Genomic DNA, 14,565 nt, shown 5'->3' with positions numbered 1-14,565 from the left:
CCGTTCGTCAGGACGCGGTCTCACAGCGTGCGGATCAGCCGCACTGCGACCGCCGCCCAAGGCGGGTTATTCACCACCTGTTGCCGCTGGCCGGTGCCGAGCGGCAGGAGGTGAAGCTTTTCACCATCGACGTTGAGCAGCCGCGCGAAGAAGAAGCGGCCGGCGGGGCGGGGTACGAGCAGGTCGCGGTTGAGGGCATGGGCCCAGTCGCCCTCGATCCGTCGACACCAGATTTCATCCCCCGAACGATAGTCGCCGATCGACGAGGTGACCCGGACCGCGACCATATCCTCTCCCGGCCGCGCGGTCAGCGCCTGTTCGACGCGCGTCGGTGCTTGCGCACCCTCGGCGCTGAGCAGCGCGGTGATGGTAAGCTGCGTATCCTGCGGCAGTTGCACGAGTTCGGCGGCTTCGACACCGAGCGCCTTGGCGATGCGGTTCATCCAGCCGAGCGACAGGGTACGGGTGCCGGTTTCGAGGCGACCAATCGTTTGCGCGGTGGTCGGCGGGTCGCAGCGCGCGCCCACTTCCTCCAATGTGAGCCCCTTGGCCCGGCGGACGGCGCGGATGCTGTTGATCATGGCGAAACCCTATATAACCAAATCGGTTTCTTATTTCCTACAAAATATCCTCATGTCAAGCCCGGCGTGCAAGCCAAGGGAGAATCGCATGACGACGCGCCGCCTCGAAACCCGCCTCCATCCCGACGACCGGATCGACCCGGGAAAGGCAGGGCCGCAGGTGATGCGCCATGTGACGGTGAATGCCGCCGAAAGCCCGATCGCCTGGCTCGCGTCGCGCGGGATGCTGACCGACGCGCAACTCCGGGCCGGCGAGCGGCTGCGGACCGATTACGAGCGCGCGGGACTGGGGGCGCGGGTGACGATGCGGTGGGACGCCGCGCCGCCGGGCAAGAGCCGTGGCGGCGCGCGCGCGTCGGATGCGTCGCTGGCGCGAATCGATGCACATCGTCGTTTTCATCGCGCAATCGAAGCAGCGGGACCGGGACTCGCCGACATCTGCTGGCGGGTGATCTGCGCGGGCGAGGGGATCGGCGGGGCGGAAAAGGCGCTGGGCTGGCCCGCGCGGTCGGGAAAGCTGGTGTTGGGATTGGCGCTTGACCGGCTGGCGAGATTTTACGGGACAGATTAAATATTTGACGGCGGGTGAAGATCTAACGCAAATAGCTTTGGGGACATTGTTGGGGGCTAATCATGGACAATCGGCACGATGGCGATGCGTTAATTCAGGCGCGTGCACATATGATGTATGATGCAAATCGTAAATCGACCGGTGTGGCATATTTGCTTTGCATCTTCTTGGGTGGCTTGGGCATCCATCGTTTCTATCTTGGTCGTTCTGGTTCTGGCGCCGCTCAGCTCGTCCTATGGGTACTGGGATGGGTCACGTTTTTCGTCGCGTGGATTCCATTGGGAATATGGGTCATTGTCGACCTGTTCCTGATACCGTCGATTGCGCGGGAAGAGAATATGAAGCTGGTCGATAGGTTCTCGGGTAACGCCGGAATTCGCTAAGCGGTTTATCCTAGGCCCTCAACCTCTTCAGCCAGCGCCAGCCAGCGATCTTCAGCCGCTATCTTTTCGTCGCGCAGCGTGTCGAGCTTCGCGGTGAGCGTCGCGAAGCGCGCATTGTCGCGTGTGAAGAGGGTGCCGTCGGAAAGTTCGGCTTCGATCGCCGCCATTTCCTTCTCGATCGCCTCGATCCGGTCGGGCAGCAGGTCGTAGTCGCGCTGGTCCTTGTAGCTGAGCTTCTTGCGCGCGGTTGGCGGGGGCGGCGGTGCGGCGGTCGCGGCCTTGGTTTTGGCGCTATTGGGTTTCACCCGCTTCGCTTCCCAGTCGGCATAGCCGCCGGCAACGATATCGACCTTGCCCGACCCGTCGAGGCCGAGCGTCACCGTCACCGTACGGTCGAGGAAATCGCGGTCGTGGCTGACGAGCAGCACGGTGCCGGCATAGTCGGCGATGACCTCCTGCAACAGGTCGAGCGTTTCGAGATCAAGGTCGTTGGTCGGCTCGTCGAGGACGAGCAGGTTCGATTCGCGGGCAAATTCGCGCGCGAGGAGGAGGCGCGACCGCTCGCCGCCCGACAGCGCGCCGACGCTCGCCTCGACGACGCCGGGATCGAAGAGGAACTCCTTGAGATAGCCCTGGATATGCTTCTTGACCCCGCGCACTTCGACCCAGTCGCCGCCGTCGGCGAGGATGTCGCGGACGCGCTTTTCGGGCGAGAGCAAGCTGCGCTGCTGGTCGATGACGATGCCGTCGAGCGTCGGGGCGAGGGTGATGCTGCCGCTGTCGGGCTGGATCTCGCCGGTCAGCAGCTTGAGCAGGGTCGACTTGCCCGCGCCATTGGCGCCGACGATGCCGATGCGGTCGCCGCGCTGGACGCGAAAATCGAAATTCCGGATGATCGTGCGATCGCCGAAGCTCTTCGTTACGCCCTCGGCGACGATCACCGATTTCGAGCGGACATCGTCGTTGGCAAGGCCAAGCTTGGCGACGCCGGGGCCGCCGATCATCGCGGCGCGGGTGGCGCGCATCTCCTTCAGCTTCTCGAGCCGCCCCTGATTGCGCTTGCGGCGCGCGGTGACCCCGCGTTCGAGCCAGTGCGCTTCGAGCCGCAGCTTCGAATCGAGCTTCTGGGCGGCGCGCGCTTCCTCTGCGGCGACCGCATCGCTCCATTCCTCGAATCCGCCGAAGCCGATTTCCTTTCGGCGGATGCTGCCGCGGTCGAGCCACAACGTCTGGCGCGTCAGGCGGGTCAGGAAGGTGCGGTCGTGGCTGATCGCGACAAAGGCGCCGGTGTAGCGCGCGAGCCAGCTTTCGAGCCAGTCGATCGCCGCGAGGTCGAGGTGGTTCGTCGGCTCGTCGAGGAGCAGCACGTCGGGGTTCTGCGCCAATGCTCTCGCCAGCGCGGCGCGCCGGCGTTCGCCGCCCGACGCACTGGCGGCGGTGCGCGACATGTCGATGCCGAGTTGGTCGGCGATCGCCGCGACCTCATGTTCGGGCGGGCCGTCGGTGCCCGCAACGGCGAAATCCATCAGCGTCGCGAACGGCCGGAAATCGGGCTCCTGTTCGAGCATCACGACATGCGTGCCGGGAACGATCGTGCGCTTGCCCTTGTCGGCATCGATCTGTCCGGCGAGCAGTTTGAGCAAGGTCGTCTTGCCGGCGCCGTTGCGGCCGATCAGTGCCAGCCGATCGCGCTCGCCGACATAGATATCGAGATCCTGGAACAGCCAGCCGCTGCCCTGCACAAGGCCGAGGCCTTCATATGAAAGAATGGGAGCTGCCATGATGAACGGCGCGCTACCGACACGTTCAGCATCATGCAAGCGCGCTGCGCACAAAGGCCGGAACGGGTCCACTCCGTCTGCGTTACGGGGTGACGATCGGACACGGCCGGAACCCCGGTTCTGAGGAGAATGAAATGACGAAGCAAATGTTCGCCGTTATGGCATCCGGACTGGCGCTGATGGCGGCAACGCCCGCGCTCGCACAGCAAGGAGGTTCGACGGTGACCGCAGCGACGACGCAGGGACCGATCCTGAGCTTTTCGGTCAGCGAGGAGGTGCGTTCGCGCCCCGATCAGGCGACCGTCGGCGCCGGCGTGACGACGACCGCACCGACCGCGGTCGAGGCGATGCGCCAGAATGCCGCCGCGATGGACAAGCTGATCGCCGCCGCCAAGGCGCGCGGGATCAAGGCGGAGGATATCCAGACGAGCGGTATCAACCTGTCGCCGCAATATGACTATAACAACCGCACCGACAGCCAGCCGCCGCGCTTCCTCGGCTATCAGGTGTCGAACAGCGTTCGCGCGACGACGTCGAAGATCGAAGACATCGGCCCGCTGCTCGACGCGCTGGTCGCGGCGGGTGGCACCAATGTCGACGGGCCGTGGTTCGGTATGAAGGATCCCGACGCGCAGCTCGTCGGCGCGCGGGGCACCGCGATCAAGGCGGCCGAAGCCAAAGCGCAGGATTATGCGCGTCTTGCCGGTTTCCGCGGCGTCGAGCTGGTTTCGATCAGCGAAGGCAGCTTTGGCGGCCCGCAGCCGCCGATGCCGATGGCGCGCCTCCAGTCGATGGACGCCGCCGGCAAGGCGACGCCGGTCGAGCCGGGGCAGGTCGGCAACACGCTGACGCTGAACTTCCAGTACCGGCTGGTGCGATAATCAGCCTATCGTTCCGTTCGTGTCGAGCGAAGTCGAGACACCTATCGGTGTAGCCTTGTCCTTCGGGGCATCTCGACTTCGCTCGATGCGAGCGGGTTTTATACAAGCTGGTCTTACCCCAATTCCCCCGCCGCCCACGGCCACGGCCGTTCGCGAAACCATTTGGTAATGATATATTTGCGCCCCTTGCGCACCTTCATCCCGTGATGGAGCGTGTCGGGGTTGGCGGTGCCGTCGGTGCGGACATTGTTCCACGCGAGCAGCTTGCCCGTTTCGGGCTGGTGCATCTTGCCCGTCGCCAGGAATCGCGTCGCACCGCCTGCGGCGGGCTCGTTCAGATAGATCATCAGCGTCCAGCTCCGCTGGCCGGGAATCGCGCAATAGGTTTCCCAGTCGCTGCCGTGCGGGTCGAAATAGTCGGTGTGCGCCTTGAACTCCTGCCCGACGTCATAACGCTGCCCCTGCATCGGTTCGCCATATTCGAGCGGGATGCCGGTCAGGTCGTGGAGGCGGTTGTTCACCGCGATGACCAGCGGGTCGCGGTGGTCGAGGTCGCACGTCGTGCTCGTCCGGAAGGCGTCGTCGCCGTTTGGATCGGCAATCGTCGACGGGCGGACGTCGCGGTCGATCTGGGCGATCAGCGCGGCGCAGGTTTCGGCATCGAGAAAGCGCGCGAGCATGAACTGCTCCAGCTTTGCCGTGGGCGCACGACGGATGCCGGGCACAGCGGAGAGCCGCTCCGCGGTCCCGTCGGCGCCCGAGGTGCTCATGTCGACATGTTCGTTGCCAGCCATGGCGCGCGTTTTAGCAGGGAAGCGCGTGCGAACAATGCTTGACGAGCGGGGGGATGCGCGCCTATTCGCCGCGCGCTGTCGAGGCTGCTTAGTGCGGCTCTCTTCGCTTATGTGGCGACCATAGCTCAGTTGGTTAGAGCGCCGGTTTGTGGTACCGGAGGTCGCGGGTTCGAGCCCCGTTGGTCGCCCCATTTTTCCTATCTTCAGGCATAGCGGCTTTTGGGGTGACTCGTCGCCCCTGTTTCATTATTACGCCTCAACGTAATTTTTTAACGTGAGGATGAAATATGTCCGCTGTCTGGGATTTCGCCGATTTCGACGATCATGAACATATCCACATGTTCCGGGACCGTGACAGCGGGCTTACGGCGGTCATCGCGGTCCACTCGACCCACCTCGGCCCCGGTGCCGGCGGCGTGCGCTACTGGCATTATCCGCAGCGCGCCGCGGCAATCACCGACGCGCTGCGCCTGTCGCGCGGCATGAGCTACAAGAATGCGATGGCGGGCCTGCCGATGGGCGGCGGCAAGGGCGTCATCCTCGCCGATCAGAATGGCGCCAAGACCCCCGAACTGCTCGCGGCGTTCGGCCGCGCGGTCGAATCGCTCGGCGGCGCCTATGTCACTGCCGAAGATGTCGGGATCACCGATGCCGACATGGTCCAGATTGCGAAGCATACCAAACATGTCAGCGGGCTTCCCGTTGCGAGCGGCGCCGATGCGGGCGGCGATCCGGGGCCCTTCACCGCGCTCGGTGTCTATCTCGGCATCAAGGCGGCGATTCGCGAGGGGCTGAACACCGACAGCGCCAAGGACGTGCGGATCGCGATCCAGGGCGTCGGCAGCGTCGGCGGCGGCGTCGCGCGGCGGCTGGCGGCCGAGGGCGCGAAGCTGACCCTTGCTGACGTCAATCTGACGCGCGCGAAGCAACTCGCCGAGGAACTGGGCGCGGAGCTCGCCGATTCGGCAGCGATCATGGAGATCGAGGCCGATGTGCTGAGCCCCAACGCGCTCGGCGCGATCCTGACCGAGGCGAGCATCGAGAAGCTGCGCGTGCCGATCATCGCCGGCGGTGCGAACAACCAGCTCGCGACCGCTCAGGACGGGCAACGCGTTCACGATCGCGGCATCGTCTACGCCCCCGATTATGTGATCAACGCGGGCGGCATCATCAACGTCGCGCTCGAATATCTGGGCCAGGGGAGCCGCGAAGAGGTTGAAAGCCGGATCGCGCAAATTCCCGGCCGGCTGGCCGAAATCTGGGCCGAGAGCAAGGCGAGCGGGACGCCGGCTTCGGTGGTCGCCGATCGCATGGCACAGAAGCTGATCGGGCGGGGATGAGCGACGCGGGGGCTTGGCGTGCCGGGACGGCGCGCCTAAGTCCCTTCGCGATGAAGCGGCATTTCTATTTCGTCGCGGGCTGGCTGTCGCTCGCTCTGGGAGCGATCGGCGCCGTCCTGCCGCTGCTCCCGACGGTACCCTTCGTGATCCTCGCCGCTTTCTGCTTCGCGCGGTCGTCGCCGCGGCTCGAGGCGTGGCTGGTGAACCATCCGACCTTCGGCCCGCATATCGTCGCTTGGCGCGAGAAGGGCGCGATCAGCCGCAAGGGCAAGATCGCGGCGACGCTCGCCTTCGCCTTCAGCATCGTCCTTGCCGTGATCTTTGCGCCCTGGCCGTGGATGATGGCGCCGGTCGTCGCGGCGGCGGTGACGGGAAGCTGGATCTGGACGCGGCCGGAAGGGTGAGCTTTGGCGGCCTTGGGTGGGAACGGGACTTACTCGGGGAAGGCCTCGTTTCCGATAATACCCAGATCCCAACCTGCAACCGACGCGGCCGCCATCAGGCAAGACATCGCCTCTGCATCTTGCGGCCTAAAAGGTAGCGGCATCTTCTTCACCCATTCAGGACTTATGGTCCGAGGGCCATAGCGCGATTGCAAAGCTCCTTTGGCGGCAGGGCCACAAATTGCTTCCAGTTCCCGGGCAAATGTCGCCTCATTCGTTTCCCCGGCGCGATACTTGGGCACCTTGTTCAGAAGGCCCCTCTTGGATAGCCAGGCGACAGCCTGCTCTCGATAAACTGCTGAATATTTTGCCGCCCGTATTTCACTGAATCGTTTTTGGAGCTCAGGCGGCAATTCGATATCATAGTATCCGGCCGCTTTTTCGATGCATTGAAGTTGCCCTTCCGTAGCATCGTGAACGGTTAGAATATGCGACTGCAAAAGGTCGTCATAACGGATGTCGACCGCTCCCGCGCCACATTCGGTGATTTGCCGAGCCGCATCTTCGGGGCTGATGAATTCGGCCTGTCCAGAAGTGCCGGGAACCGACGACGACCACAGAATGATAACCTGAAATATGGCAGCGAAGAAGCTCATGACCGGAATCATCGCACGGACGGTCCTTGTCTTCAATCGGTCGCCTTCCGACGTTCGTCATTCCGGACTTGGTCCGGAAACCATTCTTCCGACGCTGCACGGCGAACAGGCGAAGCACCGGCAACGCCAACCCTTGACGCTCCGCCACACGCAAGCGACAAGAGCGGCGCCGGGTCGCGCCGGGCAAATTGCTGGACCGTCAAGCCCGGCTCCCCTAAGGACGCGAACCGATGCACGCTTATGCGAATCCGACCCGTTTTCTGGCGATTGCCCGGCCGCTCACGCCGTGGCTGCTGGGCGTCGGCCTGTTACTGCTGCTCGGCGGCGCATGGGCGGGGCTGACGCAGGTTCCGGGTGATTACAAGCAAGGCGAAACTGCGCGGATTCTGTATGTCCATGTTCCGTCGGCCTGGCTCGGCATGGGCGGCTGGACCTCGCTGGCGATCGCCGGGCTGGTCCAGCTTGTCTGGCGCCACCCGCTCGCGGGGATCGCGGCGCGGGCGATTGCGGTGCCGGGCATGTTGTTCACCGCGCTCTGCCTCGCGACCGGGTCGATCTGGGGCAAGCCGACATGGGGGACCTGGTGGGAATGGGACGGGCGGATGACCTCGATGCTCGTCCTGCTCTTTCTCTATGCGGGCTTCATCGCGCTCACCAGCGGCGACGCCAATGGAGGTGGGGGGCAGAAACAGGGCGGCACGCTATCGCGCGGCGCTGCCATCTATGCGCTGGTCGGCGCGATCAACATCCCGATCATCAACCGCAGCGTCGTGTGGTGGAACAGCCTGCATCAGGGGCCGAGCATCACGCTGCGCGGTTCGAGCATCGACGGGGCGTTGCTCTGGCCTTTGGGCTTGACCGTGCTGGGTTTTTCGCTGTTATTCGGGGCTATCGTGCTGATGCGAATGCGGCGGATCATCGCCGACAACCGCGTCGCGGCACGGCTGCGGCGGCTGGCCGACGACGAGGGGATCTAGGGCGTGACCGGGGTGATCAGCGGGGGTGGCCAATGGGCCTATGTGGCGGCCGCCTATGCGCTGACCGCGCTGCTGACCGGCGCGGTCCTGTGGTCGAGCTGGCGCGCGATGGCGAAGGCCGAGAAACGCAGCGACGCGCTGCGAAAGGACCGCAAGTGAAGGCGAAGCATCAGCGACTGATTCTGGCGCTGGTCGCGCTCGTCGGGGTTGGCGGCGCGGGCGTGCTGGCAGCAAGCGCGCTGCGCGACGAGGCCGCCTATTTCCGTACGCCGGTCGAGGTCGCGGCCGGCAAGACCGAGGTCGGCGAAGCGATGCGGCTCGGCGGCATGGTCGCCAAGGGCAGCATTGTCCGGCAGGCCGATGGCCTGACGATCCGTTTCGTCGCGACCGACGGCAAGGCATCGGTGCCGGTTGAATATAAGGGGATCGTCCCCGACCTGTTCGGCGAGGAATCGGGCATGGTCGCCGACGGCCGAATGCGCGGCGACGGGACATTCGTCGCCGACCGCATCCTCGCCAAGCATGACGAACGCTATATGCCGCCGCAGATGGGCGACATGCCCAAGGATATGAAGGCGGCGCCGAAGGCATGATCGCCGAACTCGGTCTTGCCCTGCTCTGGATCGCGGCGGCGCTTGCCTGCCTGTCGCTGGTCGCCGGCGCGTTGTTCCTGCGCGGCGGGCCGAAGGATCTTGCGACGCTCGTCCGCCCGGCGAGTGTGGCGCAGGGGGTGCTCACCGCCGTCGCCTTCGCGCTGCTGATCGCGCTGTTCGTTCGTTCCGACATGTCGGTCGAACTGGTGGCGCGCAACAGCAACAGCCTGAAACCGATGCTGTTCAAGGTCGCCGGGACCTGGGGCAATCACGAAGGGTCGATGCTGTTGTGGCTGACGATCCTCGGCCTGTCGGGCGCACTGATCGCGATTTTCGAGAAGAGGCTGCGCGAGGATACGCTGGTCGCGACGCTGGCGGCACAGGCGGCGCTGAGCCTCGGTTTCTTTGCCTTCCTCATTTTTTCGTCGAACCCCTTCAAACGCTTGCCCGTGGCGCCCCCCGACGGGCAGGGGCTCAACCCGTTGCTGCAGGACCCGGGTCTCGCCTTCCATCCGCCGACGCTCTACGTCGGTTATGTCGGGCTGTCGGTGGCGTTCAGCTTTGCCGTCGGCGCGCTGATCACGCGCGAGATCGGCCCGGCCTTTGCCCGCACGATGCGCCCGTGGGTGCTCGGGAGCTGGATTTTCCTGACCCTCGGCATCACCGCGGGCAGCTACTGGGCCTATTATGAGCTCGGCTGGGGCGGCTGGTGGTTCTGGGACCCGGTCGAGAATGTCTCGCTGGTGCCGTGGCTCGCGGGCGCGGCCCTGCTTCATTCGGTGGCGGTGACGGCGACGCGCAATGCGCTGCGCGCGTGGACGGTGATGCTCGCGGTGATCGGCTTCTCGATGTCGATGGTCGGCACCTTCATCGTCCGCTCGGGGCTGCTGACCAGCGTCCACAGCTTCGCCGTCGACCCCGAGCGGGGCACCTTCCTGCTCGTGTTGATGGCGGTTTATATCGGCGGCGCGCTCACCCTGTTCGCGCTGCGCGCCGGGAGCGTTGCCGAGGGCAAGAAATTTGCGCTGCTGAGCCGGGAGGGCTCGCTGGTGATCAACAATCTGTTGCTGACGACGATCCTTGCGCTGGTCCTGCTCGGCACGCTCTATCCGATCGTCGCCGAGGCGATGGGCGAGAAGATTTCGGTCGGGCCGCCCTATTATAACCGCGTGGCCGGGCCGCTGGCGCTGATCCTTTGCCTCGTCATGGTCGCGGGGCCGCTGCTCGCATGGCGCAAGGACGACGGCAAGAAGCTCTGGTCGCGCCTGCCGCTGGCGATTTTCGCCGGGGCGGCGGTGCTGTTCGCGCTGATCCTGTTCGGCGGCAAGGTCGGCATATTGCCGCTGCTCGGCATGACGGTGGCGGGCATTGTCGCGGTCGCGAGCCTCGCGCCGCTGTGGGGCCGTAACCTCCGCCGCACGCCGCTGCCGACCTGGGGCATGGTGATCGCGCATTTCGGCGTCGCCGTCTGCCTCGCCGGGATGGGCGCCGAAAGCGCTTTCATCAAGGAACGGCTGGTCGCCGCGGCGCCGGGCGATGTGGTGAAGGTCGACGATTTCGCGGTGAAGTTCGTCGGGGTGAAGCCGATTGCCGGACCCAACTATACTGCGATCGAGGGCACGCTGATCGCGACGACGCCGTCGGGGCAATCCTTCATGCTGCGGCCCGAGGCGCGGACTTTCCCCGGCCTGATGGGGACCGCACCGACCGAAACCAACGAAGCCGCGTTGCTGACGCGACCGGGCGGACAGCTCTACGCCGTGCTCGGCCAGCCGGTACCGAGCGATGACGGGACCGCCGACCGCTATCAGCTCCGCCTGTGGTGGAAGCCGCTGGTCTGGTGGATCTGGCTCGGCGGCGCGCTGATCGCGGTCGGGGCTGCGCTGTCGATGCTCGGGCGCGCGCAGTTGCTGGCGATCTGGCGCACCCGCCGCACCCGCAAGGCACAGGAGCGATTTGCGCCATGAAGAACCGCTGGGTCCTGTTCGTGCCGCTGGCGATCATGGGGCTGCTGTTCGGCGCCTTCATCTACCGGCTGGTGACGCCCGCCGAGACGCTGATCCAGTCGCAATGGATCGACAAGCCGATGCCGCTCTTCGACCTGCCGCCGGCGACGGCGGGGGTCGAGGGCCTCAAGAGCAGCGAGCTTGCCGACGGCCGGCCGCGGCTGGTCAATGTGTTCGCGAGCTGGTGCATCCCGTGCCGTGCCGAGGCGCCGCAGCTCGAGGCGCTGAAGGCAGCCGGCGTACCGATCGACGGCATCGCGATCCGCGACCGGCCCGAGGATGTCGCGGCGTTCCTGAACGAATTCGGCAATCCGTTCGACCGCATCGGATCGGATATGCAGTCGAGCGTCCAGATTGCGCTGGGATCGTCGGGGGTCCCCGAAACCTTCCTGATCGACGGCAAGGGGATCATCCGCGAACAGATACAGGGCGTGATTCTCGCCGATCAGGTGCCCGAGATCGTCGCGAAGCTCGAGGCGATGAAGTGAGGCTGCGGTTCGCCTTCCTTTGCCTGCTTGGCGCGTTGGCGGCGCCGCTGGCGGCGCAGGACCGGCTGCCGCCCGCGCCCTATGCCTATCAGCAGCTCAACGATCCGGCGAAGGAAGCGCGCGCGAAAGCGCTGATGGAGGAACTGCGCTGCCTCGTCTGTCAGGGCCAGTCGATCGCCGATTCCGATGCGCCGCTCGCCGGCGACATGCGGCACGAGGTGCGGAGCAAGATCGCCGCGGGCGAAAGCCCCGCCGAGATCAAGAAATGGCTCGTCGCGCGCTATGGCAACTGGGTGAGCTACGATCCGCCGTTCGACAGCGCGACCGCGCTGCTCTGGCTCGGGCCGCTGGCCTTCCTCGCGCTCGGCGGCTGGCTTGCCTTCGGCCGCTTCCGCCGCGGCGAAAGCGAAGAGGAGGGCGGGGCATGATCTGGCTGTGGATCATGCTCGCCGCGGCGCTGACCATCGGCGGGATGTTGTGGCTCGGCAAGCTGCCCGCCGCGGCACGGCCGCTTGCGGGCGCCGCGGTGATGCTGGGGCTCGCCGGCTATGCGCTGGAGGGAAGCCCGTCGCTCCCCGGCAAGCCGGTCGCGGCGGCGGAGGAGCCCGAAGGGTTCGGCGAGGCGATTACCGACCAGCGGCAGGGAATGGCCGACCGCTTCGGCCCGGCGGCGCAGTGGCTCGGCATGTCCGACGGCTTCGCGCGCACCGGCAAGACCGAGCTTGCGGCGAAGACGCTCGAAAAGGGGCTGGAGAAATATCCCGACAATGTCGACCTGTGGGTCGCACTCGGCAACGCGCTCGCCGCGCATAGCGGCGGGATGATGTCGCCCGCCGCGGCGCTGGCGTTCGACGAAGCGGCGCGGCGCGATCCGTCGCACCCTGCGCCGCCGTTTTTCGCCGGGCTCGCGCTCGCGCAAGGCGGCGACCTCAAAGGCGCAGAAGCGGTGTGGAGCCAGTTGCTCGCGCGCAGTCCCGCCGATGCGCCGTGGCGGCCGGATCTGGAGATGCGGCTGGCGCAGCTCCGGCAGGCGCTGGGACCGCAGCCTCTGCCGCCAGCGCCGGCCGAGCCGTGATTTGGGTGCTATTCCATTGCCCCCGGCTCGTCTAAAGGCGCGCGATGACTGCTGAGTCGCAACAGGCAGCAGGCGGGGCCGAAAGCACCGCTCCGGCTGCCGCCGATACGGGCCATCACGGCCACGGACACCAAGGCGATGGCAAGCTGAAGCTCGCCATCGGCGCGGTCGGCGTCGTCTTCGGCGACATCGGCACCAGCCCGCTTTACGCGTTTCGCGAGACGTTTGCGGGGCATCATTCAATCGATGCCGACCGGCTCCACATCTATGGCGTGCTGAGCCTCGTCTTCTGGTCGATGATGCTCGTCGTCACCTTCAAATATGTGCTGACGATCATGAAGGCCGACAACAAGGGCGAGGGAGGCAGCCTCGCGCTCCTCGCGCTGATCAGCCGCTCGTCGGGCGAAAAGCGCTGGACCTGGCCGATCATCCTGCTCGGGGTGTTCGCGACCGCTCTGTTTTACGGCGACAGCATGATCACCCCGGCGATGTCGGTGCTCTCGGCGACCGAGGGGCTAAGCTACATCAACAAGGGCTTCGATCCTTATATCGTGCCGATCGCGCTGACGATCCTGATCGGCCTGTTCGCGATCCAGTCGCGCGGGACGGCGAAGGTCGGGGCACTCTTCGGCCCGATCATGCTGTGCTATTTCCTGATGCTGGCGGTGCTCGGCATCATGCACATCGTCGACCATCCATCGATCATCCTCGCGACGCTCAATCCGCTCAACGCGCTGAAATTCTTCTATGTCGACGGCTTCACCGCCTTCATCGCGCTCGGCGCGGTGGTGCTCGCGGTGACGGGCGCCGAGGCGCTCTACGCCGACATGGGGCATTTCGGGCGCAAGCCGATCGGGCTGAGCTGGCTATGCTTCGTCCTCCCAGCGCTGATGCTCAATTACATGGGGCAGGGCGCGATGGTGCTCGAGGCCGAGATGGGGCCGCGGCTCGGGCTGATCCAGGACCCCTTCTTCCTGATGATGCCCGACGCCTGGCGCGTGCCGATCGTCATCCTCGCGCTGCTCGCGACGATCATCGCGAGCCAGGCGGTGATCTCGGGCGCCTTTTCGCTGACCCAGCAGGCGATCCAGCTCGGCTTCATTCCGCGCCTGCGCGTCGAACACACCAGTGCATCGGCGGCGGGGCAGATCTATATCCCGATGGTCAACTGGGGTCTGATGGTGATGGTCATCCTGCTCGTCCTGTTCTTCGGATCGTCGAGCAACCTCGCGGCGGCTTATGGCATCGCGGTGACCGGCGCGATGTTCATCGATACCTGCCTGATGAGCGTCGTGCTGTTCAGCCTGTGGCGCTGGCCGGCGTGGAAAGCGGTGCCGATCCTTGCCGTCTTCTTCATCGTCGATATTGCCTATTTCGGCGCGAACCTGATCAAGGTGCCCGACGGCGGCTGGGTGCCGCTGGCAATCGGCCTCACCATCTTCACCCTGCTCACGACCTGGTCGCGCGGACGTAAGCTGATGCAGAAGGAAATGGCCGAGGGGGCGATGCCGATCCCGGTCTTCGTCAAATCGGCCGCGAATAGCGCAACGCGGGTGCCGGGGACGGCGGTGTTCATGACGTCCTCGGCCGACGGCGTGCCGCACGCGCTGCTCCATAATCTGAAGCACAACAAGGTGCTGCACGAACGCATCATCCTGTTGACGATCAAAATCGCCGACGTGCCCTTCGTGCGCGAGGAGAATCATTGTGCGCTCGATGATCTGGGGCAGGGCTTTCACCGCCTGATCCTCAATTACGGCTTCATGCAGCCGGTCGACGTGCCCGAGGCGCTGAAACGCGTCACCGGCTGCGGCGCCGAGTTCAAGATGATCGAGACGAGTTTCTTCCTGTCGCGGCAAACCCTTATCGCCGCGAGCACGCCCGGCATGCCGATCTGGCGCGAAAAATTGTTCGCATGGATGCTGCGCAATTCGGAAAGCGCGATGGAATATTTCCGCCTGCCCACGAACCGCGTCGTCGAACTGGGAAGCCAGGTCGCGATCTGACCCGCGTTGGGACGACCGTTCCGGAACGGACGCAATAAGCCGCAGCGCCG

At 65.4% G+C, this 14,565-nt stretch carries 17 protein-coding genes and 1 tRNA gene; 14 read left to right on the top strand and 4 right to left on the bottom strand.

Going from position 1 to position 14,565, the window contains the following annotated elements:
- Positions 1-20: 20 nt before the first annotated feature.
- On the bottom strand, positions 21-581 hold the full coding sequence (locus LH19_RS12520; protein WP_054728373.1) for a helix-turn-helix domain-containing protein: 561 nt from the start codon (positions 579-581) through the stop codon (positions 21-23).
- Positions 582-669: 88 nt separating this feature from the next.
- On the opposite strand from LH19_RS12520, the gene LH19_RS12515 reads away from it, so the two are divergent.
- Both LH19_RS12515 and LH19_RS12510 read left to right on the top strand, forming a co-directional pair.
- Positions 670-1,152: a DUF6456 domain-containing protein gene (locus tag LH19_RS12515; protein ID WP_054728370.1), complete on the top strand. Its 483-nt coding sequence runs from the start codon at positions 670-672 to the stop codon at positions 1,150-1,152.
- A 62-nt stretch (positions 1,153-1,214) separates the two neighbouring features.
- Entirely contained in the window at positions 1,215-1,535 is a 321-nt protein-coding gene (locus LH19_RS12510) for a TM2 domain-containing protein (RefSeq protein ID WP_201258427.1), read from the top strand.
- Positions 1,536-1,540: 5 nt separating this feature from the next.
- Here LH19_RS12510 and LH19_RS12505 read toward each other — a convergent pair whose 3' ends face one another.
- Positions 1,541-3,316, bottom strand: a complete 1,776-nt coding sequence (locus tag LH19_RS12505) for an ABC-F family ATP-binding cassette domain-containing protein (RefSeq protein WP_054728366.1) — start codon at positions 3,314-3,316, stop codon at positions 1,541-1,543.
- A gap of 134 nt (positions 3,317-3,450) precedes the next feature.
- Between LH19_RS12505 and LH19_RS12500 the strand changes: the two genes are divergently transcribed.
- Positions 3,451-4,197, top strand: coding sequence for an SIMPL domain-containing protein (locus LH19_RS12500; RefSeq protein ID WP_082395640.1), 747 nt, complete (start codon positions 3,451-3,453; stop codon positions 4,195-4,197).
- A 113-nt stretch (positions 4,198-4,310) separates the two neighbouring features.
- Here the strand turns inward: LH19_RS12500 and LH19_RS12495 are convergent, their stop codons facing one another.
- Positions 4,311-4,991: a prolyl hydroxylase family protein gene (locus LH19_RS12495; RefSeq protein WP_054728363.1), complete on the bottom strand. Its 681-nt coding sequence runs from the start codon at positions 4,989-4,991 to the stop codon at positions 4,311-4,313.
- A gap of 114 nt (positions 4,992-5,105) precedes the next feature.
- Here LH19_RS12495 and LH19_RS12490 point away from each other — a divergent pair.
- The 3 genes from LH19_RS12490 (at position 5,106) to LH19_RS12480 (ending at position 6,735) form a co-directional block, all read left to right on the top strand.
- Positions 5,106-5,182, top strand: a tRNA-His gene (locus tag LH19_RS12490).
- Between the two features lie 96 nt (positions 5,183-5,278).
- On the top strand, positions 5,279-6,331 hold the full coding sequence (locus LH19_RS12485; RefSeq protein ID WP_054728360.1) for a Glu/Leu/Phe/Val family dehydrogenase: 1,053 nt from the start codon (positions 5,279-5,281) through the stop codon (positions 6,329-6,331).
- Between the two features lie 50 nt (positions 6,332-6,381).
- Positions 6,382-6,735, top strand: coding sequence for a YbaN family protein (locus LH19_RS12480; RefSeq protein WP_054728357.1), 354 nt, complete (start codon positions 6,382-6,384; stop codon positions 6,733-6,735).
- 29 nt (positions 6,736-6,764) lie between these two features.
- On the opposite strand, the gene LH19_RS12475 is transcribed toward LH19_RS12480, so the two are convergent.
- Positions 6,765-7,370 (bottom strand): hypothetical protein, encoded by a 606-nt coding sequence (locus LH19_RS12475; protein WP_145923378.1) that lies wholly within the window; start codon positions 7,368-7,370, stop codon positions 6,765-6,767.
- 230 nt (positions 7,371-7,600) lie between these two features.
- Here LH19_RS12475 and ccmC point away from each other — a divergent pair, with 230 nt between their 5' ends.
- Genes ccmC through LH19_RS12440 form a run of 8 tightly spaced genes read left to right on the top strand, consistent with a single transcriptional unit; the run spans position 7,601 to position 14,515 of the window.
- On the top strand, positions 7,601-8,347 hold the full coding sequence (gene ccmC / locus LH19_RS12470; RefSeq protein ID WP_054728353.1) for a heme ABC transporter permease CcmC: 747 nt from the start codon (positions 7,601-7,603) through the stop codon (positions 8,345-8,347).
- A gap of 3 nt (positions 8,348-8,350) precedes the next feature.
- Positions 8,351-8,506: a hypothetical protein gene (locus tag LH19_RS29030; RefSeq protein WP_167346276.1), complete on the top strand. Its 156-nt coding sequence runs from the start codon at positions 8,351-8,353 to the stop codon at positions 8,504-8,506.
- On the top strand, positions 8,503-8,940 hold the full coding sequence (gene ccmE, locus LH19_RS12465; protein ID WP_054728352.1) for a cytochrome c maturation protein CcmE: 438 nt from the start codon (positions 8,503-8,505) through the stop codon (positions 8,938-8,940). The genes LH19_RS29030 and ccmE overlap by 4 nt, the downstream gene beginning before the upstream one ends.
- Positions 8,937-10,907: a heme lyase CcmF/NrfE family subunit gene (locus LH19_RS12460; protein ID WP_054728350.1), complete on the top strand. Its 1,971-nt coding sequence runs from the start codon at positions 8,937-8,939 to the stop codon at positions 10,905-10,907. The genes ccmE and LH19_RS12460 overlap by 4 nt, the downstream gene beginning before the upstream one ends.
- Positions 10,904-11,434 (top strand): DsbE family thiol:disulfide interchange protein, encoded by a 531-nt coding sequence (locus tag LH19_RS12455; RefSeq protein WP_054728347.1) that lies wholly within the window; start codon positions 10,904-10,906, stop codon positions 11,432-11,434. Before LH19_RS12460 ends, LH19_RS12455 begins: the two co-directional genes overlap by 4 nt.
- Before the next feature lie 2 nt (positions 11,435-11,436).
- Positions 11,437-11,862: a cytochrome c-type biogenesis protein gene (locus tag LH19_RS12450; protein ID WP_054733476.1), complete on the top strand. Its 426-nt coding sequence runs from the start codon at positions 11,437-11,439 to the stop codon at positions 11,860-11,862.
- On the top strand, positions 11,859-12,509 hold the full coding sequence (locus tag LH19_RS12445; protein ID WP_054728345.1) for a tetratricopeptide repeat protein: 651 nt from the start codon (positions 11,859-11,861) through the stop codon (positions 12,507-12,509). Before LH19_RS12450 ends, LH19_RS12445 begins: the two co-directional genes overlap by 4 nt.
- A gap of 44 nt (positions 12,510-12,553) precedes the next feature.
- Positions 12,554-14,515: a potassium transporter Kup gene (locus LH19_RS12440; protein WP_054728342.1), complete on the top strand. Its 1,962-nt coding sequence runs from the start codon at positions 12,554-12,556 to the stop codon at positions 14,513-14,515.
- The last annotated feature ends 50 nt before the right edge of the window (positions 14,516-14,565 follow it).

Source organism: Sphingopyxis macrogoltabida (assembly GCF_001314325.1).
GTDB classification, from domain to species: Bacteria; Pseudomonadota; Alphaproteobacteria; order Sphingomonadales; family Sphingomonadaceae; genus Sphingopyxis; species Sphingopyxis macrogoltabida.
The sequence above is the reverse complement of the archived record's forward strand: the minus strand, read 5'-3'. Positions and strand labels throughout refer to the sequence as shown.